Consider the following 26,147-nt stretch of genomic DNA (forward strand, 5'->3'; position numbering starts at 1 on the left):
GGGTCTGACCCGCCCGCTAGTTTCTCACACGTCCGGAGCCGGGGGACATCGGGAGCCGCCGGTCACCACTCCCTGCGATCGGTCCTGTCGTCGCGGTACTGCTGCTCGGGGCGGAGCCGTTCGCCTGTGACGTACATCGGGTCGTTCACGTACGGGCGGTGGATGGCCGGGTCGGGCTGCTGGTTCTGGTAGGCGTCGGGACCGAGGCCCAGCGGGTCGGCGGGGTCCATCGGGCCCTGCTGGTAGGTCGGCTGGCCGTACTTGTCGGGCTGGCCGTACTGGTCCTGCTGGCCGTACTGCTGCTCGGGCTGCGGGTAGGGCTCGGGGGCGGGGGCGGGGGCGGGCCGGCTGCGGCCCGCGCCGGGGATGCCGTGCATGGGCGTGCCGAGGCCGACCGCGCCCGACGCGCTCTGCGCCGGCCGCGGCGGCGGCGCGAAGGGGTCGGTGTAGGACGGCTGGGCGGGCTGGCGCGCGGCCTGCGCGTAGGGGTCCGGCGCGTAGGGGTCGGACGCGTACGCCTGGCCGCCCTGCGCCGCCGGGACGCCGAACGGGTCCGGCTGCGGCCCCGCTCCCTGCGCACCGTACGGGTCCTGCTGCGGCCCCGCTCCCTGCGCACCGTACGGGTCCGGCTGCGGCGCCGCTGCCTGGGCGCCGTACGGGTCCTGCTGGGTGCTGTGCGCCGCTCCGCGGGCGCCGAAGGGGTCCGGCTGCGTGGTCTGCGCCGCGAACGGCTCGGATTGCGGGGAGTACGGCGAGCCCTGCTGCCTCGGGAAGCCCAGCGGGTCGGTGGAGTGCGGACTCCTGGCGCCTTCGCGCTCGGCGGGCATCTGGTAGTCGGACAGCGGGTAGCCGCCCTGCGCGGCCATCGGTTCGGCGCTCACCGGGGGCTGCTCGGCCAGGCGGGGCCTGCCGTCGGGGGGAAGGGGGGTCTGGGAGGGCTCGCGCTGGTCGGCGTAGGAGGCGACGAGCTTGTCCGGCTGGGCGGGCGCGCCGCGGGCCACGAGGACGTCGTTGGGCGACAGGGTCGCCGTCGGCCGGTCGTCGTGGGGGCGCTGCGGCTCGTGCTCGAACGGCGGCGGGCGGTGGTACTGGCCCGTCCCCGGGTACTCGGCGGGCTCGTCGACGGGCTGGGCGACCGCGGCGGGCTGCTCGCCCGTGGCCTCGGCGTAGCCGTCGTCGAGGGTGTCGAGCAGCCGCCCGACGTCGTCCATCGGCATCCGGAAACTGCCGGTGCACATCTCTCCTCGCCACAGGCTGAGCACCAGGGTGCCCTCGTGCCACGTGACCCGGAGACACCGCTCCTGACCTCGGGCATCGAAGAAGACTTCACCGAATGACGGCAACGGGACAACTTCCGACATGGCAGACATACTGCTTTAACCAGCCTTTATTCGTCCACTCAACCTTGCGAAACCCTAGCGAACCGGGCTTTCCACAGCCCGCCGTGAAGCCCGGGCGCCACAGCGAGAAGATCTTCTTTGACCTGGCGGGTTACGCCCGCAAGTGTGCCACGCCCGAAGGGGACGGGCGTCTGGAACGCCGGGATGTGTTCACCTCCGTACGGAGAGGTGACCATCCTTTTGCCGCGGATCAGGTGGCGCTTGGGCGGATCTTCAGACGATCTCCGGCGGGGCCGTGCGCCTGGCCGTGATCCCCGGAACGGCCCGGCGGCACGGCCTGCCGACGCGGCTGCGAGACGGGACTTCGGACGGCGTGGCGACGGGTCGGGCAACGGCGCGACGGGCGGGCAGTACGGGCGGGCGAGCGGCACCGAGCGGGCCGGCGGGACCGGCTTCGGGCGGCACCGAGCGGGCCGGCGGGACCGGCTTCGGGCGGCGGCGCCCCGGGGCGCGGCTTCGGGGTGGCGCGGCGTGCCCTCGCCGGAAGGCTGCCATTTCTGTCGCCGCGACCAGGTACGGTTTCTGCCGTGCCGGACTCCACACTCCCACCAGTCGAAGAGCTGCTCTCGATCGCCGTAGGCGCCCTGGGAGGGAGCGACAGGCCAGGGCAGATCACCATGGTCAAGGCCGTGCAGCAGGCCGTCGACAACGAGGAGCACCTCGCCGTCCAGGCCGGCACGGGTACCGGCAAGTCCCTGGCCTACCTGGTGCCGTCGATCAGGCACGCCATGGAGTCCGACTCCCCCGTCGTCGTCTCCACCGCCACGATCGCCCTCCAGCGGCAGCTGGTCGACCGCGACCTGCCCCGCCTGGCCGAGACGCTCGGCAAGGAGCTGCCGCACGAGCCGACGTTCGCCATCCTCAAGGGCCGGCGCAACTACCTGTGCCGCTACAAGGCGACGGCCGGCTGGCCGGAGGAGGAACAGGACCAGCTGTTCGACCCGCGCGAGGTGAGCGCGACGGGGCGGATGGTCCAGCGCATCCAGGAGTGGGCCGAGGAGACCACGACCGGCGACCGCGACGAGCTGGTGCCCGGCGTCAACGAGCAGGCGTGGCGGCAGTTCTCGGTCAGCGCCAAGGAGTGCCTGGGCGCGCAGCGCTGCCCGAGCGGCGCCGAGTGCTTCGCCGAGCTGGCCAAGGCGCGCGCCGGCGAGGTCGACGTGGTCGTGACCAACCACGCGCTGCTGGCCATCGACGCGATGGAGAGCATGTCGATCCTGCCCGAGCACGAGGTCGTCGTCGTCGACGAGGCGCACGAGCTGGTCGACAGGGTGACCTCGGTGGTGACCGACGAGCTGTCGGAGGCCTCGGTGTCGCTGGCCGTACGACGGGTGGGGCGGCTCATCGAGCAGCCGATCGCCGACCAGCTGATGGAGGCGGGCGAGGACCTCAAGGCGCTGCTGGAGGCCGCGCCGCCGGGCCGTGTCGACGACCTGCCCGAGGTGCTGGGGCTGACGCTCGCGCTGGTGCGCGACAGCGCGGCCAGGTGCATCACGGCGTTGGGGCCGCGTGGGGCCGACAAGGACGACCCGGACAAGGCGGGCCAGCGCAAGGCCGCCTTCACCGCGCTCGACGAGGTGCACGACACGGCCGTGCGCATGCTGGAGGCCTACGGGCACGCCTCGGAGGTCGACAGGGCCGAGGTGGTATGGCTCGACGGCGCCACCGACCGGCGTCCGGCGACCCTGCGCGTGGCGCCGCTGAGCGTGGGCGGGATGCTGCGCGAGAAACTGTTCGGCGAGCGGACGGTGGTGCTGACCTCGGCCACGCTGGCGCTCGGCGGCACCTTCGACGGGCTGGCCGCGCAGTGGGGGCTCGGCGACAAGGGGTGGACGGGCATCGACGTCGGCTCGCCGTTCGACCATCCGCGTTCCGGCATCCTCTACGTCGCCAAGCATTTGCCCCAGCCGGGGCGTGACGGGCTGCCCCAGGCCTACGTCGACGAGATCGCCGAGCTGATCGAGGCGGCGGGCGGGCGCACGCTCGGGCTGTTCTCCTCGATGCGGGCGGCCAAGGCGGCCACCGAGGCGCTGCGCGACCGGCTCGACGTGCCGCTGCTGTGCCAGGGTGACGACTCGACGATGCTGCTGGTCAAGCAGTTCGCCGAGGACGAGGCGACGTGCCTGTTCGGCACGCTGTCGCTGTGGCAGGGCGTCGACGTGCCCGGCCCCTCGCTGCGGCTGGTGATCATCGACAGGGTGCCGTTCCCCCGGCCCGACGATCCGCTGACGTCGGCGCGGCAGCGGCACGTGATGGCCAAGGGCGGCAACGGGTTCATGGCGGTGGCGGCCACCCACGCGGCGCTGCTGCTGGCGCAGGGGGCGGGGCGGTTGCTGCGGGCGCAGGACGACAAGGGCGTGGTGGCGGTCCTCGACCCGCGGCTGGCGACGGCGCGCTACAGCGGGTTCCTGCTCAACTCGCTGCCGCCGTTCTGGCGGACCAGCGACCCGGCAGTGGTGCGGACCGCCCTCAAGCGGCTGACCGGCTGAGGCCCGCTCCCCGGAGTTCCGGCGCGCGGGGCGCCGATTCGGTCGCTACGTGGCGACGTACGGCCGCGGTCCAGGTATGCCTGGACCGCGGCAGGTCACAGGGATGTCGAGCCCCTGGACGGCACGTGCGCTCCCGGGGCGCGGGCCGCCTTCACTGGGCAGCCGTCACTGGGCCGCCTTCCCCTGGCTCCGGCGCGGGTCGCCGTCACCGGGTCGCCGATGTGGATCTCCCCCCTGGTGCGCGGGACCAGGCGGATGCCGAACCAGGTCTTGCCGTCCCACCGGCGGTGCCTGGCGAGCGTCCGCAGCGGCTCCTTGCCCTTGACCCGGGTGACCGGATCGATGACCGTCACCGCGCACCGGTCGCACAGCTCCGACACCCGGAAGTCGACCGCGCCGATCCGCACCTCGCGCCAGCCGTCCTCCTCGAACGGCTCCCCGCCGTCGATGATCACGCTCGGCCTGAAGCGCAGCGGCGACAGCGGGCCCGGCGGCGGCTCGCCCCGCACGCGCGCGCCGTCCTCGATCCATTCGTCCAGCCTGCGCGCGGAGGCGGCGGACGTGAGCAGGAGCGGCGCGTCCCACGCGAAGCTCACCACCTCGCCGGGCAGCCCGCCGTGGGCGGGGTCGACGGAACGGCGGGCGGGGTCGTCGAGCCACACCAGCCTGGCGGGCACGCCGAGCAGATCGGTGAACCAGGAGTGGGCGGCGTCGGTGGCGAGCACGGCGCTGTCGAGCCCCGAGAAGCCCACGCGGACACTCGGCCCGGACGCGGGCGGTACCGCCAGGTCGGGCATGCCGTCCGCGGACAGCAGCAGGCCGCCGCCGGGTCGCTCCTGCGCGGTGACGGCCAGCATGCGCGGGTACTCGCCGAGCCACAGGTTGTCGCCCTGGTGATCGACCACGGCCCATCGGCGATCGCCGTCCAGTCCCCACGGGTGGACATACGCCGCGTCAACCGCCCGCCCCGTGATGGATTTGATGGGATATACACGGATCTGCGTGATCAGCACCAGCTCACTGTAGCTCGCGAGAGAGCGCTCTCTCGGCTGGCGCTCCGCCGGTCCGCAACGCGGTTTTGTCGGCACCAACCGCTACCGTCTGAACACCATGCGAACGCACGACGCCCAGGCACTCATCGGCAGGGAGCACCCTGCCGCGTTGCTGCGTGCCGAGATCAGCAGGACGACCGCCAGCCACGGCGGGCTCGTGCTGGTGACGGGCGAGGCGGGCATCGGCAAGACCACGCTGGTGACCAGCGCGGCCGAACGCGCCAGGCATGAGGGCGCGCTGGTGCTGAGCGGTTCCTGCTGGGACTCCGAGGCCGCGCCCGGCTACTGGCCGTGGGTGCAGGTCATCCGCGGGCTGCGCCGTACCACGGAATGGCCCGTGGTCGAGGAGGCGGCGGACGGGAGCCTGGCGGCGCTGCTCGGCGACGGCGGCGCGAGCGAGGGCAGCGCGAGCGAGGGCAGCGCGAGCGAGGGCGGCGACGCGTTCCGGGTCTACGACGCGGTGACCACCGCGCTGGTCGCGGTGTCCCAGACGCGTCCCGTGATGGTCGTGCTCGACGATCTCCACTGGGCCGACGGGGCGTCGTTGCGGCTGCTGGAGTTCGCCGCGCAGCACACCTGGTTCGAACGGCTCCTGCTGGTCGGCACCTATCGTGACGTCGAGGTCGAGCAGGGTGAGCACCCACTGCGGCCGCAGCTGAGCTCGCTGTCGTCACGCGCCACGGTGATCACGCTCACCGGCCTCGACCGGGCGCAGGTGGCCGCGCTCATCGCCCGCACGATCGGCGGCGCGCCCGGCGCCGACGTGGTGGAAGAGATCCACCTGCGCACGGGCGGCAATCCGTTCTTCGTCGAGCAGACCGCCCGGCTGTGGCGCACCAACGGCTCGGTGACGGCGATCCCGCCGGGCGTGCGCGACACGCTGTGGCGCCGCCTGTCGTTGCTGCCCGCCACCGTGGTCAGGTTGCTGACCGACGCCGCGGTGCTCGGGCGGGCGTTCCACCGGCGGGTGCTCGCGGCCGTCGCCGCCGAGCCCGTCGCCCACGTCGACCGGCTGCTCACCCAGGCCGCCGCCGCCCGGCTGGTGGTCTCCCAGGGGGGCGGCATGTTCGCTTTCGCCCACGACCTGGTCAGGGAGACGCTCTACGACTCGCTCGACGAGGCGGACCTGCGGGCCAGGCATGCCGCCACCGTCCACGCGCTGCGCGACGCGCACGAGGCACTGCCGGGCGACCTGGCCCGCCACGCCTACCTCGCGGGCGACGCCCTCGACCCGGTGGCGGCGTGCGAGCTGCTGGTGTCCGCGGCCAGGCAGGCGCTGCACCGCCTGGCCAGGGACGAGTCGATGACCCACTGGCGCAGGGCCATGGAGCGGGCCGAGGCGGGGCCGCCCGAGTCGCTGATCAAGACAGGGCTGGAGTACGGCCGCCACCTTCATCACAACGGCGAGCAGGAGGAGGCCGCGAGGGTCTTCGACCGGACGATCACCGCCGCCCGCCGGCTCGACGATCCCGGCCTGCTGGCGCGCACCGCGCTGGCCTACCACGGCACCTGCGGTCCCCAGGACCTCCGCACGAGCATGGAACTGCTGCGCGACGCCCACCGCAAACTCATCCCCGACGCCGCCGCGCCCGCCACCACCGACCCCGCTCCCGCCACCGCCGACCCCGCTTTCGTCGCCGCCGAGGCCGCCGCCGGGCTGTCCTCGGCAGCCGAGCCCTCCTCGGATCGGTTCTCGGCAACCCGACCCTCCGCAGGCAGGCCCGATGCCGGCCGGCCCGTCTCCCGTCCGCCGTCAGCCGATGCGCCGTCCGGTGACCTGTCCGCTGCAGAGCTGCCCTCCCCCCTTCTGCCGTCCGCCGCGCCGTCGAGTGGCGACGCGGCCTCGCCGGATCCGCCCTCGCCGCCATCCGGTGCCGCGCCGTCGGGCGGTCCGCTCCCCGTGGATCCGCGCTCGGCCGATCGGCTCGCGCAGGATCTGGCGGTGCGCATCACCTTCCTGGCGAGAAACAGCGACGACGACGAGGCGCTGACGTTCGGCCTGTGGGCGCTGCACGACACGATCTGGGGCCCTGGCACCGCCGGCCAGCGGGTGGAGCTGACCGCCGAGCTGCGCGAGCTCGCCCGCCGTGGCGGCGACGCCGACATGGAGCACTTCACCTCCTCCCTCCACTGGGTGGCGCTGCTGGAGCTCGGCGATCCCCGCTTCCTCGACGAGTTCGATCGCTACGTCACGATGGGCAGACGTAGTCAGCACGCCCACGTCGACCTGTCCACATCGATCGACATGAGCATCATCAAGCTCCTCTTCGGCGACTTCGCCGAGGCCGAGTCGCTGCTGGAGGAAGTCGTCGCGATAGGCGACGACCACGGTCACACCCACTACGGCTACATGATCGACCACCATCGCTGGGCGTTGCTGCTGGCTCAGGGCCGGTTCGAGGAACTGGCGCCCGTGCTCGAACGGCTGCGCTCCGGCCGCCATCACCACCACGCGGCCATGCTGGAGACGCTCACCGACCTGCGGCGCGGGCGAGCCCATACGCCGTCGCCACGGGTCGGCGACGAACCTGCCGACGGGTTCATCCGCCCGCTGTGGCTGCGCCACCTGGCAGAGGTGGCGGCTGCCTCCCGTGATCCCTACCTGTGCGCCAAGGCCAGGCGACTCCTGCGGCCGCATCTGGGCGAGTGGGCGGTCTCCCTCTACGGCTGGGACGTCAGCGGGCCCATGACCCTGTGGCACGGCCTGGTGGAGGCGGCCGAACAGCGCTGGGACGAGGCGATAGCCGCCTTCACCGCCGCCCGGCGCGCGGCCGAGCTGCTGCGCGCACGCCCCTGGTCGGTGGAGGCCGGCCTGCGGCTCGGCGCCGCACTGCTCGGCCGCGCCGGCCCCGGCGATGCGGAAACCGCCGAGCGGCTGCTCGACGAGGTGACAGCCGAGGCGGCCACGCTGGGCATGCGCCACATCCCGGCCGATGTCGAACGCGTACGGCAGGCGCACAACACGCACGCCCCCGCCCCAGCCGCCCGGGTGGCACAGGTGGCCGAGACGCGGGTGGCTCGGCCAGGCGACCCGCAGGCTTCCCGACCGATCGGGCCGGATGGCGACGAGGCATCCAGGATGCCGTCACGGGCGGCGGCTCCCTCGGCGGACAGGCCAGGGGTGTCCGCGAGGGCGGGTCAGGCCGATTCCCGGTACGAGTTCAGGAGGCAGGGGTCGGTGTGGTCCCTGTCGTTCGGCGGGCGCAGGGTGCACGTTCCTGACGCGAAGGGCCTGCGGGATCTCCACCACCTGCTGAGCCGGCCGGGCACGGACCTGCCCGCCGTACAGCTGCTCGCCCCTGAGGGCGGCGAGGCGGTGGTGGCCGCGCGCCGGATGGGCGGCGACGCGATCCTCGACGAGGAAGCCAAGGCTCGCTACCGACGCCACCTGTCCAGGCTCGACGAGGAGACCGAGCATGCCCTGCGGATGGGCGACGACGCGCGGGCGGCGGACCTCGACAGGGAACGCGAGGCGCTGCTGGCCGAGCTACGGGCCGCGGCGGGGCTCGGCGGGCGTTCGCGCAGGCTCGGGGACGAGGCGGAACGGGCGCGCAAGACCGTCAGCGCCAGGATCCGCGACGTGCTGCGGAAGCTCGACACGCTCCATCCGGAGCTCGCCGCCCACCTGCGCGCCGCCGTCTCCACGGGAACCCTCTGCCGTTACGACCCGGGCGGCGACATCCCCTGGCGGTTGTGAGGTGTCGCGGTCGCGGTTGTGAAGTGTCACGGTCGCCCGACGGTGGTCAGGGGTCGCGGAGAATCCCGGTATGAGGATCAGTATCCATCACGTCCGGCTGGGAGCGGCGGAGTTCCGGATCGTCCGCGCGGCCGATCCGCTCACCCGCGCGCTGCTGGTCGATCAGGACCAATACCTGCAGATGAACATGGACGCGGGCGCCGCCCGGTACGTCGGCATGCTGTGGCTGCTGGCCGCGCGCTCGCGACGTTCGATCGTCTACCTGCCACTCCGCGGCGGCGCGCTTCCTTCGGGCGGGCCGTTGACCGGGGAGGGCCCGCTGGACCTGGTGCTGCTCCACCATTCGCTGCGGTTCAAGCCGCACCTTTGGAAACGGCTGCGCGCACGTCTCGGGCAAGGCGCGGTCGGCAGGGTGGGCATCCTTCCGCCGGACCCGGCGGACGATGATGGGATCGATGCCGCCACCCGGCGTCGCCGGGAGTATCGCGATGTGTTCCACCAGCGTGTGCAGGCCGAAACGCTGTTCATGGTCGGCAGCGCGAAGGCGTTCCGTGGGACCGCGGACCTCTTCTTCGACCTCGTCCGCCACGGCCCGGGACATCGCAGTGCGGCGCCGTGGGACTCGCATTACTGCACCGAACTCACAGGGGACGGCGTGCTGGGCAGAGCGCGTGAGCTCCACGTCGAGTACACCCCACGATGGATCGGGTGACCCGGCACGCGCACGCAGCCGGCCGTGCGCGGCTTCGTCGGGCCGTGCCCCCACGCGGCGGACCGGCGGGGAAGACGGCGGCGAGCTTCATCACGAACGGTGCAGGCAGTTTCGGGCCGGCACGGTGGACCGGGAGGGGAAGGCGGTCGCTGCCTTCGCCCGCCCGGTCCGTGTGCGGGGCAGGGTCGCGCCGTGATGGAAGGTCCGCTACTTGCGGTTGTACAGGCGCATGGTGAGCGTGCCGAACACGGCGACGAGCAGGATGCTCGCCACCAGCACCCAGCCCAGCTCGGAGACGTTCGCCGAGCCGTCCATCAGGGAGCGGACCGCCGCCACCAGGTGGCTGATCGGGTTGATGTGGACGACGAACACCTGCAGCCAGCCCGGCATCGTGGCAGGGTCGACGAAGACGTTGCTGAGGAAGGTGAGCGGGAACAGGACCAGCATGCTCCACCCCATCACCGACTTCTCGCTGCGCAGGAGCAGGCCGAGCATCGTCCACAACCACGAGAACGCGAACGAGAAACCGACCAGCACCGCGATCGCCGCGACGGTGCCGGCCACGCCGCCATCCGGCCGGAAGCCGAGGATCAGGCCGACGACGAGGATGACGGTCGAGGCCAGTACGTAGCGGAGCATGTCGCCCATGAGGTAGCCGACCATGGGGGCGGGCCGCCACATCGGCAGGGTTCTGAAGCGGTCGAAAACGCCTCGCTCGATGTCCTTGTTGACCTCGACGCCGGTGTACATCGTGATCATCACCACGCTCTGCACCATGATGCCGGGCAGCAGGAACTGCAGGTACTCCCCTGGCGAGCCGGCGAGCGCGCCACCGAACAGGAACGTGAACATCAACGTCATCATGATCGGGAACGCGGTGACGTCGAAGAGCTGCTCGGGCACGTGCTTGATCTTCAGCAGCGACCGCCAGCCGAACGTCATCGACGCCGACAGCGCGCTCGGCCGGTCGGGGCGGGCGGCCGGGGCGAGCACGGCCCTGAGCGTCTCGGCCACGGGGACGTAGGTGGTGCTGGTTGAGGTGTCGGTGGTCACGCGGCGATCTCCTTCTCGGTGGCGGGGCGGTCGGTGAGAGCGAGGAAGACCTCGTCCAGACTGGGCTGGCCGAGGGAGAAGTCGTCGACGACGATGCCGGCGCGCGCCAGCTCGCCCAGTGCCAGCGAGGCCTGCTCGGCGGCCGCACGCCCGCCGTCGTCGCCGGCGACCCGCGCGGTCAGCGCCACGGGGTCGGCCTCGCGATAGACGTGCGTGGCGAGCGCCGCCGACAGCAGCCGCTCGGCCTCGGCGCGCTGGGCGGCGTCGCGCAGCCGTACGTGGATCGCGCCCGCGCCGACGGAGGACTTCAGCCGGCCGGGGGTGCCCTCGGCGATGACCTTGCCGTGGTCGATCACCGCGATGCGGCCGGCGAGCCTGTCGGCCTCCTCGAGGTACTGGGTGGTCAGCAGCACCGTGGTGCCGTGGGCGACGACGACGCGGATGATGTCCCAGACCTGGTTGCGGCTGCGCGGGTCGAGCCCGGTCGTGGGCTCGTCGAGGAAGAGCAGGTCGGGAGTGTTGAGGATGCTGGCGGCGATGTCGAGCCTGCGGCGCATGCCGCCCGAGTAGTTCTTGACCAGGCGGTCGGCGGCTTCGGTGAGGCCGAACGCCTCCAGCAGCTCGCGCGCCCGGTCGCCGGCGGCGGGCTTGCGGTGGCCGAGCAGCCGGGCGAGCAGGACGAGGTTCTCCATGCCGGTGAGGTCCTCGTCGACGGAGGCGTACTGGCCGGTCAGGCTCACCCTGGCGCGGACGGCGTCGGCCTCGCGCCTGACGTCGTGGCCGAAGACCCTGGCCTGGCCGCCGTCGGGACGCAGCAGCGTGGCGAGCATGCGAACGGCGGTGGTCTTGCCGGCTCCGTTGGGGCCGAGCACGCCGTACACGATGCCCGCGGGCACGGCCAGGTCGAGACCGTCGACGGCGCGGTTGTCGCCGAAGGTCTTGACCAGACCGGAGGTTTCGATGGCTAGCTCTGTCATGATGTGTCGCTTTCTGTCGGGAGTTCAGGAGGCGAAGGGCCGGATGGCGCGGGCCTCGCGCAACGCGAGCCCCCACCACAGGAGCTGGTCGAGCAAGGTGGCGACGGCCTGCTCGCGTGCGTCGCTGCCGTACGGCCTGCCGCGGTCGTCCACGCCGTCGCCGAGCAGGTCGATCCCCACGCCGTCACGTACGGTGACGGCGTGCAGGCCGATGAAGACGGTCCGGAGCTGCTCCATGGCGTAGAGCCCGCAGGACCCCGAGCCGTAGGAGACGAACCCGACCGGTTTGGCCTGCCACTCGTCGTAGGCGAAGTCGATCGCCTGCTTGAGCGAGGCGGGGAAGCTGCGGTTGTACTCGGGCGTGACCACGGCGAACGCCTCCGCCGCCGCCACCTCGGCCGAGAAGGCCCTCATGGCGGGGGTCGGCACGGCGGGGAAGGCGGAGGGGAAGGCGTAGCCGGCCAGATCGAGGAGCGAGACCTCGAGGTCGTCGCGGAGCGCGGCGCGGGCGGCGAACCAGCGGCCGATGCCGTCACCGACTCTGCCCTCGCGTGTGCTGCCGATGATCACTGCCAGCCGCAGCGGGTCCGTCGCCTTCATCCCGCACCTCCCTTCAGGAAGGAGGCGCTAGATCGTCGCTAGATGGGATCTAGCGGAGCCGCCTGGCCAGGCCGCGGGTCATCCCGCGGAGCAGGGCGGGCCGAGGCGCGGCGACGGCCGATCCGACGGAGCAGGCCGGCCGGGGCGCCAGGTGATCGAGGCGCACGACAGGGCGAGGGAGGCATGGGACGCACGCGAGCGCGCGAGGCCGGCGGGGTATGCGGGGTCTGTCGGATCCGGGTTGCCAGCGGGGCGCGCGGGCGCGGGCGCATCGGGCGGCGGGGCGAGGCGGGTACGAGCACGGCGGTAAGAGGTGCGTTGCCGCCGGTCGCGAGCTAATGCCTATCAGGCAACGATTGCCCGGTAGCTTGCGACGCGCCGGTCGGGATCCGTGCCCGGCTGGCGCGTTCTCCATCCCCTGCGCCTCACACCGCAACGCTCTCCCGCGTAGGTGGAGTGGCACCAGCGACCGCCCACGCCGCCTCGATCATGCGGAAGATCTCGTCCACCGCGGTTTGCGGGTCGTCCGTTTCGCGGGCGACCGAGAAGGCGTCGACCGCGAAGCGTGCGATCGCGCTGCAGGTCGGCGTGGTCTGCGGCAAGTCCAGGTCGGCGGCGATGGCCGTTGCCAGCGACCGGGCGTGGCGCTGTCTCATCGACTCCTCGTACTGCCGCAGCGCCGGTGATTCCTCGATCATGCGCCACAGCGAGGCGGCGCCGTCCGCCGTGCAGTGCTGCACCATGGCGTGGATCTCGCGGCGCAGGGCGGGGATGAGCGCCTCGTGCGGCCGGCGGTCGGTGACCGCCCGCACGAGGCGCTGCTCGAAGTCCTCGTCCTGCTCGAAGACCAGGGCTTCCTTCGAGCTGAAGTGGGAGAAGAGCGTGGTCACGGCCACGTCGGCCGCGGCGGCCACCTCGCGGATGCCCACCGCGTCGTAGCCGCGCTCGGCGAACAGGCGCAGGGCGGTGTCGGCGATCTTCTGGCGGGTTGCGGCCTTCTTGCGCTCGCGGCGTCCGAGCTGCCCGGTCATGCGGTAACACTACCAGATGCGAAAACACAACCGTTTCAAAAGGCTAACCGTTAGTGCTACGGTCTGCGGCATGAAGAAGGTGAACTTCGCCGAATTCGGCGGTCCGGACGTCCTGCACATCATTGAGGCCGAGGAACCCCACGCGGGCCCCGGCCAGGTACGCATAGCGGTCCGGGCAGCAGGCGTGAACCCCGTCGACTGGAGAATCCGTGAAGGCCAGATCCTGAAGGCCCATCCGATCCGGCTGCCCGCCGGCGTCGGGCTGGACGCCTCAGGAGTGGTCGACGAGATCGGGGAGGGCGTCGAAGCGTTCGACCTCGGCGACCGCGTGTTCGGCGAAGGCGCTGACACCTACGCCGAGTTCGCCGTGCTCTCGGCCTGGGCTCGGATGCCCGACGGCCTGTCCTTCGCAGAGGCGGCCGGGTATCCCTCCGTGGTCGAGACCGCGCTGCGCATCATCGGCCAGGTCGGCGTCCAGCCCGGGCAGACGCTCCTTGTCAGTGGCGCCTCCGGCGGAGTCGGGTCCGCGGTGCTCCAGATCGCCCGCGACCGTGGCATCACGGTGATCGGCACGGCCGGGGCGGCGAACCAGGACTATCTGCGCAGCCTCGGTGCCCTCGCCACGACATACGGCCCCGGCTGGGTCGACAGAGTGCGCCGGCTCGGTCCCATCGACGCAGCCCTCGATCTGGCCGGCTCCGGCGTGATTCCCGAACTCGTGGAGCTGACCCGGGACCCGCAGAAGGTCGTCTCCATCGCCGACCTCAGCGCGCCGCAGTTCGGCGTCCGGTTCTCCGGCGAGGCCGGAAGCGTGCCGGAAGCACTCGCCGAGGCCGCCGCGCTCATCGCGCAGGGGAAGCTCCACATTCCGATCGACAAGACCTACACGTTGGCCGAAGCCGCGAAGGCGCACATCGACAGCCGCGCCGGCCACACACGCGGCCGCCGCGTCATCCTCGTCTAGTGCCGCCTTAGGCGACGTTCGCCCTGGTGACGATCTGACGGAGGCGGACGTTGTCTGCATGCCGGTTCCGCCAGGTGATGTGGCGGCGGATCATGCCGCCCTGCTCCTTATGGCTGGCATGGTCGGTCCCGTCCAGCGCGAAGTAGCGCAAGGCGGTGAACCGCGCCTGGATGCGGTTGAGCCACGAGGAGTTGGTCGGGGTGTAGGCGATCTCGACGTTGTCGGCCTCGGCCCAGTCCGCCACCCGGCGGCATCGCTTGATGGTCACATGCGGGGAGCAGTCGTCGCAGACGATCGCGATCCGCACGTAGCGTGGTCACCATCGACCCCGTGCCCGCCGCACCATCCGCAGCAGCCGACGGCCCTCGTCGTCATCGATCTGCCGAACCTGGACCCGTTCCGCCATCGCTCAAGTCTGATACATCCGCCCCGTCGGCGGGACCCACCACACCGACAACGGCACTAGTGGAGCTTCCACCGCTCCAGGGTGGGGCGCTTGGGGTCGAGGCCGTCGCCCGAGGAGGTGCCGCGCAGGCGTCGGCTCATCCACGGCACCAGGAACTCCCGCACCCAGCGGGCGTCCTCCCGCCGCTTGACCCTGGGGTCGACGGTGCGGGCCGGCCACTGCCTGAGCCAGGAGTCGTCGCACGGTACCTCGAGCACGTCGAGCACCCTGGCGGCGACCAGGCGGTGGCCCTCCTCGTTCATGTGGAGCCGGTCGTCGCTCCACGCCCGCCAGTCGCGGATCGACTGCAGGGACCACTGGTCGACGACGCGGCAACCGTACCGGTCGGCGATGGAGCGCACGTGCAGGTAGAAGACGGCGAACTTGCCGCGCATGCGCCGCATGAGCGGCGTGTCGCGCGGGTCGACGCCGGTGAACAGCAGCACCTCGGCGCCCGTCGCGCGCAGCTCGGCGACGGCGCCGGCGAGCTTCTTGGCCATCCTGTCGGGGTCGCTGCCGGGCCGGAGCAGGTCGTTGCCGCCCGCGCAGAAGCTGACCAGGTCGGGCCGCATCGCGACGGCGGCCGGGACCTGCTCGGCGACGACCTGGTCGAGGAGCTTGCCCCGCACGGCGAGGTTCGCGTAGTGGAAGTCGGGCTCGAGTTGGGCCAGCCGTTCGGCGACCCGGTCGGCCCAGCCGCGGAAGCGGCCGTTCGCGCCGGGGTCGTTCAGCCCCTCGGTGAAGCTGTCGCCCAGCGCGACGAAGGAGCGGTAGCGGGTCATCGCACCAGGTCCGCGATGGCCCGCAGGGCCAGCACGTAGGACTGGAGCCCGAAGCCGGCGATGGTGCCGGTGGCGACGGCCGCCACGACCGAGGTGTGGCGGAACTCCTCACGCGCGGCGGGGTTGGAGATGTGCACCTCGATCAGCGGCGCGGTGCGCTGGGCGATGGCGTCGCGCAGGCCATAGGAATAGTGGGTGAAGGCCGCGGGGTTGAGGACGACGGGGATCTTGCCGTCGGCCGCCTCGTGGATCCAGCCGATCAGCTCGGCCTCGTCGTCGGTCTGCCGCACCTCGACGTGGAGGCCGAGCTCGCGTCCGGTCGCGACGCACAGCGCGCGCAGGTCCTCGAAGGTGGCGGCGCCGTAGACGTCGGGCTCGCGGGTGCCGAGGCGCGACAGGTTCGGACCGTTGAGCACGTAGATCATCGAGCCACCTCGCGGTAGGCGGCCTCCAGCAGCTCCTCCGGCGGGTCCTCGAGCCGGCCGGGCCTGGCCAGGCCGTCGAGGACGACGAAGCGCTGCTTGGCGCCGCGGTTCTTCTTGTCGAGCCGCATGTGGTCGCGCAGCTCGGGCCAGGCGTCCTTGCGGTAGGCGGTGGGCAGGCCCACCGAGGTGAGGATGGAGCGGGTGCGCTCCACCAGGTCGGCGCGGCCCGCCAGGCGGGACAGCTCGGCGGCGTAGACCATGCCGATCGCGACGGCCTCGCCGTGGCGGATCTGGTAGTGCTCGGCACGCTCGATGGCGTGGGCGAGGGTGTGGCCGTAGTTGAGGATCTCGCGCAGGCCCGCCTCGCGCAGGTCGGCGCCGACGACGTCGGCCTTGACCTGGATCTTGCGCTCGATGAGCTGGCGGGTGTGCTCGCCCTCCGGCCTGGTGGCCCCTTCGGGGTCGTCCTCGACCAGCATGAGGATCGTCGGGTCGGCGATGAAGCCGCCCTTGATGATCTCGGCGAGGCCGGCGACGTAGTCGGCGCGCGGCATCGAGGGCAGCGTCGCCAGGTCGCACAGCACGCCGGCCGGCGGCAGGAAGGTGCCGACCAGGTTCTTGCCCTCGGGGGTGTCGATGCCGTTCTTGCCGCCGACGGCGGCGTCGACCATGGCCAGGAGCGTGGTGGGGACCATGACGACCTTGACGCCGCGCAGCCAGGTGCCGGCGACGAAGCCCGCCAGGTCGGTGGTGGCGCCGCCGCCCACGCCGACGACGGCGTCGGAGCGGCTGATGCCGTAGCGGCCGAAAGCCGACCACAGCTGGGCGGCGACCTCGACGGTCTTCGCCGACTCGCCGTCGGGGACGGGCAGCGCGACGACGTCGTAGCCGGCCGCCTCCAGGGCCCCGCACACGGGACGGGAGATCTCGGGCAGCGTGGCGGGGTGGACGACGGCGACGGTGCGCACGCCCTCGCCGAGCAGGCCGGGCAGCTCGCCCAGCACGCCGGTGCCGACGACGACGTCGTAGGGGGTGTCGCCGCGCACGGTGATGCGCGTGGCGCTCATGCGGGCAGCCCCTTCACGATCTCCTCGATCAGGTCGCCCGGATCGCGCTTGTCGGTGGCCACGGTGAGCACGGCGAGCCGTTCGTAGACAGGACGGCGCTCGTCCATCAGCTTCTTCAGCTGGCTGCGCGGGTTGAGCACCAGCAGCGGACGGGCCGAGCCGAGGCCGACCCGCTGGACCGCGTCGGCGAGCCCCACCTGGAGGTAGACGACGGTGTGCCCGTCGAGCAACGCCTGGGTGCCTTCGTGCAGGATCGCGCCGCCGCCGAGGGCGAGGACGCCGTCGTGCTCGGCCAGGGCCGTGCGGACGGCCTCGTGCTCGAGCTCGCGGAAGCGCGCCTCGCCGTCCTCGATGAAGATGTCGCTCACGGGCTTGCCCGCGACCGACTCGACGTCGGCGTCGGTGTCACGGAAGGCGACGCCGAGCCGCTCCGCCAGCAGGCGGCCGACCGTCGTCTTGCCCGACCCGGGAGGGCCGATCAGCACGGCCTTGGTCATTTGATCACCATGGATGAGAGGTAGCCGGACAGGTTGCGGGCGACTTCCTCGACGGAGTCGCCGCCGAACTTCTCCAGGGCCGCGTCGGCCAGCACCAGCGCCACCATGGCCTCGGCCACGATGCCGGCGGCGGGCACCGCGCACACGTCGGAGCGTTCGTGGTGGGCCTTGGCCGCCTCGCCGGTCTTGACGTCGATGGTGGCCAGCGCCCTCGGGACGGTGGAGATCGGCTTCATCGCGGCGCTGACCCGCAGCACCTCGCCGTTGGTCATGCCGCCCTCGACGCCGCCGGCCCGGTTGGTGATGCGCCTGACGCCGTCGTCGGTGGTGTACTCGATCTCGTCGTGGGCCTGCGAGCCGGGACGCCTGGCGGTCTCGAAGCCATCGCCGACCGCCACGCCCTTGATGGCCTGGATGCCCATGAGCGCGGCGGCCAGGCGGGAGTCGAGGCGGCGGTCCCAGTGGGTGTAGCTGCCGAGGCCCGGCGGCAGGCCGTAGGCGAGGACCTCGACGACGCCGCCGAGGGTGTCGCCGTCCTTGTGCGCCTTGTCGATCTCGGCGACCATGACGGCGCTGCCCTCGGGGTCGATGCAGCGCACCGGGTCGCCGTCGATGGCCTCGAGGTCGCCGGGGACGGGGAAGACGTTGCCCGGCGACTGGGCGGCGCCGATCGAGACCACGTGGCTGAGGATCTCGACGCCGAGCGCCTGCTTGAGGAAGCGCCTGGCGACCTCGCCGAGCGCCACCCTGGCCGCGGTCTCGCGGGCGCTGGCCCTGTCGAGCACCGGGCGGGCGTCGTCGAAGCCGTACTTCTGCATGCCGGCCAGGTCGGCGTGGCCGGGCCTGGGGCGCGAGCGGGGCGCGTTGCGGGCCAGGCCCTCCAGCTCGGCGGGGTCGACGGGGTCGGCCGCCATGACCTTCTCCCACTTGGGCCACTCGGTGTTGCCGACGCGGATGGCGACGGGGCTGCCGAGCGTGCGGCCGTGGCGCAGGCCGCCGACGATGGAGACCTTGTCCTCCTCGAACTTCATCCGCGCACCGCGGCCGTAGCCGAGGCGGCGCCTGCGCAGCGCCTCGTCGATGGCGGCCGTGGTCACCTCCACGCCCGCGGGCAGGCCTTCGAGGATGGCGACGAGTTCGGGGCCGTGGGACTCTCCGGCGGTCAACCAGCGCAACATGCTGACAAGTCTTCCATGTACGGAGCGGTGGGATCGCCATGGCTCACCAGGCGAGACAGAGCGCCCCGACGATCATGAAGGGCCCGAATGGAAATTCGGTCGACTTATCCGCCTTTTTCGTGACAAGGAGGGTGAGGGCGTAGAGCGCGCCGAGCAACTGGCCCGCGAGCGCCGCGGCGACCCAGGCGTTCCAGCCCACCGCGCCGGCGGCCATGCCGATGAGGCCGGCCAGCTTCACGTCGCCCAGGCCCATGGCGGTGGGCCGGACGAACCACAGCACGCCGTACAGGACCAGCAGGGCGAGGCCGCCGAGCAGCGCCTCGGGGAGCCGCCCGGTGGGCAGCAGGAGGAGGGCGAGGATCGGGTAGGACGGCAGGGTGATCAGGTCGGGCAGCCGCTGGGTGCGCCAGTCGATCGCGGCGAGCAGGACGCCCGCCGCTGCCGCGTAGAGCAGCGCGGGCAGGTACGCCGCCGGCATCCGCCAGGTGAGCAGCGCGAACACCGCCGCCGTGACCAGTTCGACGGTCGGGAACCGCAGGGACGGCCGGCGGCGCAGGCCGCGCAGCACCCGCCGCGCCTCGGCGCGGGTGTCCACGGGGTCGGCCTCGAAGCCCTCGGCCAGCGCGCGCACGACGTACCCCACGACGAAGCCGGCCACCGCCGCCCAGACCACCACCCGCTCATCCTCGCGGGTGCGGCGGCGGCTGTCAGGCCCTTCCGTCACGGCCGTCGCGCGGAACGCCCCCGCTGTCACGATGGCGTTGGACTCGCCCGTCGCGCGGAACGCCTGCCGGCCGCTGTCACCCTGCTGTCCCCGCGCGTCCGGTCAGGACCGGCGCGACCAGGGAAAGCGGCGGCGCCTGGGAGCGGGCGCGGGGGCGAAGCGGGCCACCGTCACCGACGGGCCCACGTCGTCGAGCCTGCCGGACTCGACCGCGGCCATCGCCTCCAGCACGCCGCCCTCGATGACGAACGGCACCGGCCCCGCCACGTCGATCACCACCGCCGCCGCCCCCTCGTGGACGGCCGCCTGGCAGACCTGCGGCGTCGTGGCCTGGATGGGCCGCGCGTCGGGCCGCCACCTGGTGAGCGCCTCGACGCCGGTGAAGGCGAGCACCGCCTCCCTGCCGTCCTTGCCGATCAGCTTGGGGAGCGCCATCTCGCTCTCCTTCTCCTGCTTGAGCCCGTGCTCGCCGACCTCGGACGAGGTCAGCAGCGCCACGACGGGCACCAGCAGCCTGGTGCCGCTGAGGGCCGACAGGACGGCGGTGGCGTCGGCCGTGCCGGAGGAGAAGGCGGTCAGCGCGGCGGCGACGGAGGCGTCGGCGCCGCCGTCGTCGCTGGGCACCAGGGGTTGCGGAATGCTCGGCACAAACGACCAGACTACCGGCGCATCACGTGTGGTCGCGGTGGACGGTCACCCGGCGGCGCCGCGTACAGTGAAGCACATGGGCATGATCGGAACGGTTGGCCTGGTCCTGCACCCCAGGCGTGACTCCGAGACGGCGATCCAGACGATCATCTCGTGGGCGGTCTCCAGGGGCGTCACGGTGCTCGGCCTGCCCGACGAGGTGGACCGCATCCACTGCAGCGCGATCGCGGTCGAACCCGAGGAGCTGTGCAAGCGCGCCGACCTGCTGGTCAGCCTGGGCGGCGACGGCACGATGCTGCGCACGATGCGGCTGATCGCGGGCCTGGAGACGCCCGTCCTCGGGGTGAACCTCGGCAAGCTCGGCTTCCTCGCCGAGATCGACGTCGACGAGCTGCCCGAGGCGCTGTCGGCCATCGACGAGCACCGCTACACGGTGGAGCCGCGCATGGCGGTGCGGACGACGCTGACCGACGGGCACGAGGTCACCGCCTTCAACGACATCGCGCTGGTGCGGGTGCCTGGCGACGGGATCGCCGCGGTCGCCGTCGCCGTGCAGGGGCACCCGTTCGTGCGCTACGCGGCCGACGCGGTCATCCTCGCCACCTCGACCGGCTCGACCGCCTACAGCTTCTCGGCGGGAGGGCCGATCGTCTCGCCGCTGGTCGAAGGGTTCCTCGTGGTGCCCGCCGCGGCGCATTCGACGTTCAACAGGGCGGTGATGCTGTCGGCCAACGAGCGCGTCACCCTGGAGCTGCTGCCCTCCAGCGGCACGCTGGCCGTGGAGGTCGACGGCATGGTGATGGGCCGGCTGTCCCCCGGCGACCGCGTGACCGCGACCGCCGTCTCGGGCGCCGCCCGGGTGGTACGGCTGGGCACGACGACCTTCTACGAGCGCGCCCGCCGTAAGCTCCGGGTCAACGGCAGCGCGGAAGTGGACTGAGCCATGCGGATCGCGGTGGCGGCCGACAGCCTCGACGGAGTGGCCGCGAAGCTGGTGCGGGAGCTGCGCGAGCGGGGCCACGAGGTGATCGCCCACGGGGCGCTCGACCCCGCCGAGCGTGACGGCTGGGCGTGGGCCAGCGAGGCGGCGGCGCGCGACGTGGCAGAGGGACGGGCCGACCAGGCGGTGGTGTGCTGCTGGACGGGCACCGGCGCCTCGATCGCGGCCAACAAGGTGCGCGGGGTGCGGGCGGCGCTGTGCGCCGACGCCTACACCGCCGACGGCGCGCGCAGGTGGAACGACGCCAACGTGCTGGCGCTGAGCCTGCGCGCGGTCTCCGAGCCGCTGCTGGTGGAGATCCTCGACGCGTGGTTCGCGGGCGAGCCCAGCGCCGATCCCGCCGACAGGGCCAACGTCGAGCACCTCGAGGCGCGATAGCGGCGCGGCCACCGCGCCCTGCCGGAGGCGGAGGGCGTCGGCCGCCGCGCCGTACGGGGTCAGGAAAGGTCGGCGATGGCGGCGACCGGGCCGCCGCCCGAGGGGCCCTGGTGGACGGCGGCGACGGAGACGAACACCGCCGGATCGCCGGTGACCGAGGCGGCGACGCCGCCGACCGTGGCCTTGATCTGGCGGTGCCAGTGCACGTCGGAGTCGTCGAGCATGATGTTGCGCCGCCCGCGCACCCGGCCCGACGGGTCGGCCTCGCACTTCATGAACACGTTGACGAGACGGCCGCCCAGGTCGGAGGGGTGCGGCCGCTCGGGCAGCGGGATGCCGGAGTCGCGGATGGCCGCCCAGATGCCGTCGGCGTCGAGCGCGTCCTTCATGACGCTGTGCCCGATGCGGTAGCGGCCGCCGATCCCGCGCACGTTGCCGACGACGACGATCTGCGCCCGGTCCAGCTCGACGCCGCTGGAGCAGGAGGCGACGCTGCTGTAGAGCGACAGGTCGCGGTGGATCTGGTCGGCGCCGGGCATCTCGATCTCGCCGAGCGCGACGGCGATGCCGAGCGCGGTGGTGGAGTTCGACAGGTCCATGGACGGCCCCGTCTCCTCGATGGCGGTGTCCTTGCCGCGGTTCTTGGCGTCGGTGATGGTGGCCAGCGTGAGCAGCGGCGTCTTGGTCTGCACGTAGTGGACGTCGCGCGGGTCGTCGATGCCGGCCACCTTCATGGCCTCGCGCACGCCGGCGGCGACCTTCTCCACCATGGCCGGGCGGCCGATGTCCTCCGGCAGGATGACCTCGCTCATCGCGACGCCGACCGACACCCTGGGCTCGTCGGTGGCGGGCGCGTTCGCGGTGGTGGCGAAGATGGTGGCGTGCGGGCTCAGCACCCCGTCGGTGCCGCCCGACCAGACCAGCGGCACGCTCTCGGGCGCGGGATGCCCCTTCCTGGCCAGCACCTCGCGGAAGGCCGTGTCGGCCAGGATGCGGGTGTAGTCGTTCACGCCGCCGTTGCCCTCGGTCTTGCCGATCACCGCGAGCACCCTGTGCGCCTCGATGACCCCGTCGTCGATGAGCTTCTCCAGCCCTGAGGCGTCGGTCACGCTCTCGATGGCGACCTTGCGCACTTCGATCGGTTCCGGCATCTATCTCTCCACTCTCGTACCGACATCGGCGTTCGCGATGTGCTCCAAGGAGGTGATCACGGCCTGCCTGCCCCCGCCTTCGACGAAACGCAGGGCCGCCTCCACCTTCGGTCCCATGCTCCCTCCGGCGAAGTGCCCGGCGGCGTGCAGGACACGCAGCTCGCCGGCGGAGATCCGGCCGACGGGCCGCGGGTCAGGCCCGCCGTACCCGACGACGGCGTTCGGCACGTCGGTCGCGATGATCAGCACCTCGGCCTGTACGGCACGCGCCAGCAGCGCGGCCGCCAGATCCTTGTCGACGACGGCCTCCACGCCGGTCAGCCGCCCGTCGGCCTGCCGCACGACGGGCACTCCCCCGCCGCCGGCGGCCACGACGGTGAACCCCGCGGCGATCAGCGTGGTCGCGGCGCCCGCGTCGAGGATCTCCAGCGGCTCGGGCGAGGCGACCACGCGCCGCCAGCCGCGCTCGAAGCGCCGCCAGCTCTGGCCGAGCTTCTCGAACCTGCGCGCCTCCGCCTCGCTGAAGTAGCGCCCGATCGGTTTGACCGGCTCGTCGAAGGCGGGGTCGCGCGCGTCGACCAGGGTGCGGGTGACGACGGTGGCGCTGCGGCCGCCGAGCGCGTTCATGATGAGCGTGCCGATGGTGGCCTGGGTCTGGGCGCCGCACCAGTCGAGCGGCACCGGCGGCACGACGGAGGCGGCCAGCTGGTTCTTCAGCAGCAGGTTGCCGACCTGCGGGCCGTTGCCGTGGGTCAGCACCACCTGGTGTCCCGCGTCGATGAGCGCCCTGACCTGGAGCATGGCCGCCTCGACCGCGGCCCGCTGCTCGCCCGGCGCGGCGCTGCCGTCCGGGCCGGTCATGGCGTTGCCGCCGAGCGCGACGAGTACCCGTTCACCCACGGTCGCGACGCTACCCACGCAGGGGAGGGCGTTCATTGGCAACCTTTGCCCATGATGGGGCGGGTGGCATGGCGGACGCGCCTGGGAGGAGGACCTGGGGCGCCGCCTCACGGTCGTTTCCCACGAAGGTAGCCTCACGGACGTGATTCGCATCGCACACGTCAACGGCGTCGAGCTCGCCTACCGGGAGGAAGGCGATCCGGCCGCGCCCGCCCTGGTCCTGCTGCACGGCCGTACCGCCGACCACAACCACTGGAACCCGTACACCCGCCGCTTCGCCGAGCGCTTCCACGTGATCGCGCCCGACCTGCGCGGCCACGGCGCCAGCGAGCGGCCGGACGGCTACGCGCTGCCCGAGATGGCCGAGGACGTGGCGGCGCTGCTCAGGATGCTCGGCGTGGAGCGGGCGGCGCTGATCGGGCACTCGCTGGGCGGCGCGGTCGCCTACCACCTGGCCATGAGGTACCCCGACCTGGTCTCGGTCCTGGTGCTGGAGGACCCGCCGGCGCCGCTGCCGCTGGACCGGCCGCCGTTGGAGGACGACTCCCCCATGATGGTCGAGACCGAGCGCCAGTTCGTCTCGCCCGACCCGGCGTGGGCCGAGGGGCTGGCCCGCATCACCGCTCCCACGCTGGTGCTGTCGGGCGGGCCGTCCAGCCATGTCGACGCCACGCCGCTGGCCGGCCTCATCCCTGGCGCCAAGCTCGTCACCATCGACGCGGGGCACCTGATCCACTCGGCGGCGCCCGGGGAGTTCGCGGCGGCCGTGGAGGAGTTCCTGGACAGCTGACCGGCCTCAGGACAGCACGAAGGGCGCCCCCCGACGGGGGACGCCCTTCGCCCTGGCGTATCAGACCGTCACGAGGGCGGCCTCGGCCTCCAGGGTCGCGGCCGTCGCGTTGACGACGGCGGCGATCCGCAGCGCCTCCTGGATCTGCTCGCGCGGCATGCCCGAGCCGCGCAGCACCTGCTCGTGCGACTCCAGGCAGCGCCCGCAGCCGTTGACCGCGGAGACCGCCAGGCACCACAGCTCGAAGTCGACCTTGTCGACGCCGGGGTTGCCGATGACGGTCATGCGCAGCTTGGCCGGCATGGTGCTGTACTGCTCGTCGCCGATCAGATGGGTGGCGCGGTAGTAGACGTTGTTCATCGCCATGATCGAGGCGGCGGCCTTGGCCGCCTTGAACGCCTCGGCCGACAGGATGGCCGACGCCTCCTCGGCGACCTCGGCGATGACCCGCGCGGACCTGGTGGCCAGCGCGCACGCCAGGACCGCGCCCCACAACCGCTGGTCGGTCAGCGACGACGTCGTCGTGACCGAGCCCAGGTTGAGCTTGGTGTCCTTGGCGTAGTCGGGCAGCGCCGACTTCAGGTTGTCGATACTCATGCGCCGAGCAGCGCCTTGGCGTCGAGGCCCTTGTCGCCCTTGTTCCAGTTACAGGGGCACAGCTCGTCGGACTGCAGGGCGTCGAGGACCCGCAGGACCTCCTTGACGTTGCGGCCGACCGAGCCCGCGGTCACCATCGAGAACTGGATCTCGTTGTTGGGGTCGACGATGAAGGTGGCGCGCTGGGCGACGCCGTCCTCGCCGAGGACGCCGAGCGCCGACGACAGCTCGCGCTTGATGTCGCTCAGCATCGGGAAGGGCAGGTCGCGCAGGTCCTCGTGGTCCTTGCGCCAGGCGTGGTGGACGAACTCCGAGTCGACGGAGACGCCGAGCACCTGGGCGTCGCGGTCGGCGAAGTCCTCGTTGAGCCGGCCGAACTCGGCGATCTCGGTGGGGCACACGAAGGTGAAGTCCTTGGGCCAGAAGAACACCACGCGCCACTTGCCCTCGTAGGTCTTGTGGTTGATCTCCGCGAACGCCTTCTCGGGGTCGAGGTCGACGCAGGCGGTGAGCTCGTACTCGGGGAACTTGTCACCAACGGTGAGCACGTCTATGTCTCCTTGCAGGACGTCGTTGTCAGTGCCTCCAGGTTGCCGCATCTAGCATTGATCCGAGAAATCGAGCAGTCGAACCAATCTGAGAGGTGATTCCTATCAGTGAGCCCATGCCCACCCTCGCTCAGCTGCGGGCATTCCTTGCCGTGGCCGACCATCTGCACTTCCGGGAGGCCGCCACCGCGCTCAGGATGAGCCAGCCCGCGCTGTCGGGGTCGGTGTCCGCGCTGGAGGAGATCCTCGACACCCAACTGCTGGAGCGGACCACCCGCAAGGTGCTGCTGACCCCGGCCGGCGAGCGGGTGGCGGTGCACGCGACGCGGGTGCTGGCCGCGGTCGACGACCTGGTCGGGGAGGTGGCCATGAACCGCGAGCCGTTCAGCGGTCCCGCGCACCTGGGCGTGATCCCGACGGTCGCGCCGTACGTGCTGCCCGCCCTGCTGCCGATGTTCGCCAAGCGCTTCCCGCTGCTGAAGCTGACCGTCCACGAGGCCAAGACCGAGACGATCGTCGAGGAGGTCCGGGAGGGCAGGCTCGACCTGGTGCTGCTGGCGCTGCCGACCGAGACGAGCGGGCTGGTGGAGGAGCCGCTCTACGACGAGGACTTCCTGCTGGCCGTACCGGAGGGCCATCCGCTGGCCGCCGAGGAGGGGCCGCTGCGCAGGTCGGCGCTGAAGGGGCTCGACATCGTGCTGCTCAACCAGGGCCACTGCCTGCGCGAGCAGGCGATCGACGTGTGCAGGGAGGTGGGCGCGCGGGCCACCGCGACCACCTACGCCACCAGCCTGCCGACCCTGGTCCAGCTGGTGGCGGGCGGCCTCGGGGTGACCCTGCTGCCGGAGTCGGCGGTGCCGGTGGAGACCGGCAAGCGGGTACGGCTGGCGCTGCGCAGGTTCGCCGCTCCGGCGCCCGGCAGGACGATCGGCATGGCCTACCGGGCGAGCTCGGCCAGGGCCGCGGAGTACGCGCAGCTGGCCAAGGCGGTGCGCGGCGCGGTCAGGCAGCGCAAGCTGCCGGTGAAGGTGATCTCCTGACC

Annotated in this window: 26 protein-coding genes; 8 read left to right on the plus strand and 18 right to left on the minus strand. The window is 72.3% G+C overall.

Going from position 1 to position 26,147, the window contains the following annotated elements:
* Positions 1–62: 62 nt before the first annotated feature.
* Entirely contained in the window at positions 63–1,238 is a 1,176-nt protein-coding gene (locus tag ABZX22_RS10895) for a hypothetical protein (RefSeq protein ID WP_354907451.1), read from the minus strand.
* 689 nt (positions 1,239–1,927) lie between these two features.
* On the opposite strand from ABZX22_RS10895, the gene ABZX22_RS10900 reads away from it, so the two are divergent.
* On the plus strand, positions 1,928–3,889 hold the full coding sequence (locus tag ABZX22_RS10900; protein WP_354907452.1) for an ATP-dependent DNA helicase: 1,962 nt from the start codon (positions 1,928–1,930) through the stop codon (positions 3,887–3,889).
* Between the two features lie 95 nt (positions 3,890–3,984).
* On the opposite strand, the gene ABZX22_RS10905 is transcribed toward ABZX22_RS10900, so the two are convergent.
* Positions 3,985–4,977 carry an MOSC N-terminal beta barrel domain-containing protein gene (locus ABZX22_RS10905; RefSeq protein WP_354907453.1) on the minus strand — a complete coding sequence of 331 codons (993 nt, stop codon included), beginning with the start codon at positions 4,975–4,977 and terminating at the stop codon, positions 3,985–3,987.
* 22 nt (positions 4,978–4,999) lie between these two features.
* Here ABZX22_RS10905 and ABZX22_RS10910 point away from each other — a divergent pair, with 22 nt between their 5' ends.
* Positions 5,000–8,638 carry an AAA family ATPase gene (locus ABZX22_RS10910; RefSeq protein WP_354907454.1) on the plus strand — a complete coding sequence of 1,213 codons (3,639 nt, stop codon included), beginning with the start codon at positions 5,000–5,002 and terminating at the stop codon, positions 8,636–8,638.
* Positions 8,639–8,708: 70 nt separating this feature from the next.
* On the plus strand, positions 8,709–9,350 hold the full coding sequence (locus ABZX22_RS10915) for a hypothetical protein (RefSeq protein ID WP_354907455.1): 642 nt from the start codon (positions 8,709–8,711) through the stop codon (positions 9,348–9,350).
* A gap of 207 nt (positions 9,351–9,557) precedes the next feature.
* Here ABZX22_RS10915 and ABZX22_RS10920 read toward each other — a convergent pair whose 3' ends face one another.
* The 4 genes from ABZX22_RS10920 to ABZX22_RS10935 form a co-directional block, all read right to left on the minus strand.
* On the minus strand, positions 9,558–10,403 hold the full coding sequence (locus tag ABZX22_RS10920) for an ABC transporter permease (RefSeq protein ID WP_354907456.1): 846 nt from the start codon (positions 10,401–10,403) through the stop codon (positions 9,558–9,560).
* A complete protein-coding gene (locus ABZX22_RS10925; RefSeq protein WP_354907457.1) occupies positions 10,400–11,380 on the minus strand; it encodes an ATP-binding cassette domain-containing protein in 981 nt (326 codons plus the stop codon). Before ABZX22_RS10925 ends, ABZX22_RS10920 begins: the two co-directional genes overlap by 4 nt.
* A 24-nt stretch (positions 11,381–11,404) precedes the next feature.
* Positions 11,405–11,980 carry an NAD(P)H-dependent oxidoreductase gene (locus ABZX22_RS10930; RefSeq protein ID WP_354907458.1) on the minus strand — a complete coding sequence of 192 codons (576 nt, stop codon included), beginning with the start codon at positions 11,978–11,980 and terminating at the stop codon, positions 11,405–11,407.
* Between the two features lie 425 nt (positions 11,981–12,405).
* Positions 12,406–13,011, minus strand: coding sequence for a helix-turn-helix domain-containing protein (locus tag ABZX22_RS10935; RefSeq protein ID WP_354907459.1), 606 nt, complete (start codon positions 13,009–13,011; stop codon positions 12,406–12,408).
* Between the two features lie 70 nt (positions 13,012–13,081).
* Here ABZX22_RS10935 and ABZX22_RS10940 point away from each other — a divergent pair, with 70 nt between their 5' ends.
* Complete coding sequence (locus ABZX22_RS10940; protein WP_354907460.1) at positions 13,082–13,975, plus strand: NADP-dependent oxidoreductase; 894 nt, start codon at positions 13,082–13,084, stop codon at positions 13,973–13,975.
* A gap of 7 nt (positions 13,976–13,982) precedes the next feature.
* Here ABZX22_RS10940 and ABZX22_RS10945 read toward each other — a convergent pair whose 3' ends face one another.
* From ABZX22_RS10945 to ABZX22_RS10980, 8 genes are all read right to left on the minus strand, one after another.
* Entirely contained in the window at positions 13,983–14,282 is a 300-nt protein-coding gene (locus ABZX22_RS10945) for a hypothetical protein (protein WP_354907461.1), read from the minus strand.
* A 155-nt stretch (positions 14,283–14,437) separates the two neighbouring features.
* Positions 14,438–15,202: an SGNH/GDSL hydrolase family protein gene (locus ABZX22_RS10950; RefSeq protein ID WP_354907462.1), complete on the minus strand. Its 765-nt coding sequence runs from the start codon at positions 15,200–15,202 to the stop codon at positions 14,438–14,440.
* Positions 15,199–15,627, minus strand: a complete 429-nt coding sequence (gene aroQ / locus ABZX22_RS10955) for a type II 3-dehydroquinate dehydratase (RefSeq protein WP_354907463.1) — start codon at positions 15,625–15,627, stop codon at positions 15,199–15,201. The genes ABZX22_RS10950 and aroQ overlap by 4 nt, the downstream gene beginning before the upstream one ends.
* Entirely contained in the window at positions 15,624–16,694 is a 1,071-nt protein-coding gene (gene aroB / locus ABZX22_RS10960; protein ID WP_354907464.1) for a 3-dehydroquinate synthase, read from the minus strand. Before aroB ends, aroQ begins: the two co-directional genes overlap by 4 nt.
* On the minus strand, positions 16,691–17,191 hold the full coding sequence (locus tag ABZX22_RS10965) for a shikimate kinase (protein WP_354907465.1): 501 nt from the start codon (positions 17,189–17,191) through the stop codon (positions 16,691–16,693). Before ABZX22_RS10965 ends, aroB begins: the two co-directional genes overlap by 4 nt.
* Positions 17,188–18,369 carry a chorismate synthase gene (aroC, locus tag ABZX22_RS10970; protein ID WP_354907466.1) on the minus strand — a complete coding sequence of 394 codons (1,182 nt, stop codon included), beginning with the start codon at positions 18,367–18,369 and terminating at the stop codon, positions 17,188–17,190. The genes ABZX22_RS10965 and aroC overlap by 4 nt, the downstream gene beginning before the upstream one ends.
* 43 nt (positions 18,370–18,412) lie before the next feature.
* On the minus strand, positions 18,413–19,123 hold the full coding sequence (locus tag ABZX22_RS10975; RefSeq protein WP_354907467.1) for an A24 family peptidase: 711 nt from the start codon (positions 19,121–19,123) through the stop codon (positions 18,413–18,415).
* Between the two features lie 72 nt (positions 19,124–19,195).
* Positions 19,196–19,741 carry an SseB family protein gene (locus ABZX22_RS10980; protein ID WP_354907468.1) on the minus strand — a complete coding sequence of 182 codons (546 nt, stop codon included), beginning with the start codon at positions 19,739–19,741 and terminating at the stop codon, positions 19,196–19,198.
* Positions 19,742–19,817: 76 nt separating this feature from the next.
* On the opposite strand from ABZX22_RS10980, the gene ABZX22_RS10985 reads away from it, so the two are divergent.
* Positions 19,818–20,681, plus strand: a complete 864-nt coding sequence (locus ABZX22_RS10985) for an NAD(+)/NADH kinase (protein ID WP_354907469.1) — start codon at positions 19,818–19,820, stop codon at positions 20,679–20,681.
* Between the two features lie 3 nt (positions 20,682–20,684).
* Positions 20,685–21,119, plus strand: coding sequence for an RpiB/LacA/LacB family sugar-phosphate isomerase (locus ABZX22_RS10990; protein WP_354907470.1), 435 nt, complete (start codon positions 20,685–20,687; stop codon positions 21,117–21,119).
* A gap of 59 nt (positions 21,120–21,178) precedes the next feature.
* Here ABZX22_RS10990 and ABZX22_RS10995 read toward each other — a convergent pair whose 3' ends face one another.
* The gene (locus ABZX22_RS10995) at positions 21,179–22,270 is read right to left on the minus strand and encodes a ring-opening amidohydrolase (protein ID WP_354907471.1); all 1,092 of its coding nucleotides are present in this window, start codon (positions 22,268–22,270) and stop codon (positions 21,179–21,181) included.
* Positions 22,271–23,170 carry a carbamate kinase gene (gene arcC / locus ABZX22_RS11000; protein ID WP_354907472.1) on the minus strand — a complete coding sequence of 300 codons (900 nt, stop codon included), beginning with the start codon at positions 23,168–23,170 and terminating at the stop codon, positions 22,271–22,273.
* A gap of 142 nt (positions 23,171–23,312) precedes the next feature.
* On the opposite strand from arcC, the gene ABZX22_RS11005 reads away from it, so the two are divergent.
* Positions 23,313–23,960 carry an alpha/beta fold hydrolase gene (locus ABZX22_RS11005; RefSeq protein WP_354907473.1) on the plus strand — a complete coding sequence of 216 codons (648 nt, stop codon included), beginning with the start codon at positions 23,313–23,315 and terminating at the stop codon, positions 23,958–23,960.
* Between the two features lie 60 nt (positions 23,961–24,020).
* On the opposite strand, the gene ABZX22_RS11010 is transcribed toward ABZX22_RS11005, so the two are convergent.
* Positions 24,021–24,557 carry a carboxymuconolactone decarboxylase family protein gene (locus tag ABZX22_RS11010; RefSeq protein ID WP_354907474.1) on the minus strand — a complete coding sequence of 179 codons (537 nt, stop codon included), beginning with the start codon at positions 24,555–24,557 and terminating at the stop codon, positions 24,021–24,023.
* Positions 24,554–25,105, minus strand: a complete 552-nt coding sequence (locus ABZX22_RS11015) for a peroxiredoxin (protein WP_354907475.1) — start codon at positions 25,103–25,105, stop codon at positions 24,554–24,556. Before ABZX22_RS11015 ends, ABZX22_RS11010 begins: the two co-directional genes overlap by 4 nt.
* A gap of 116 nt (positions 25,106–25,221) precedes the next feature.
* Here ABZX22_RS11015 and ABZX22_RS11020 point away from each other — a divergent pair, with 116 nt between their 5' ends.
* Entirely contained in the window at positions 25,222–26,145 is a 924-nt protein-coding gene (locus ABZX22_RS11020) for a LysR substrate-binding domain-containing protein (RefSeq protein ID WP_354907476.1), read from the plus strand.
* Positions 26,146–26,147: the final 2 nt, after the last annotated feature.

The organism is Nonomuraea sp. NPDC003804, assembly GCF_040610675.1.
Lineage (GTDB): Bacteria > Actinomycetota > Actinomycetes > Streptosporangiales > Streptosporangiaceae > Nonomuraea.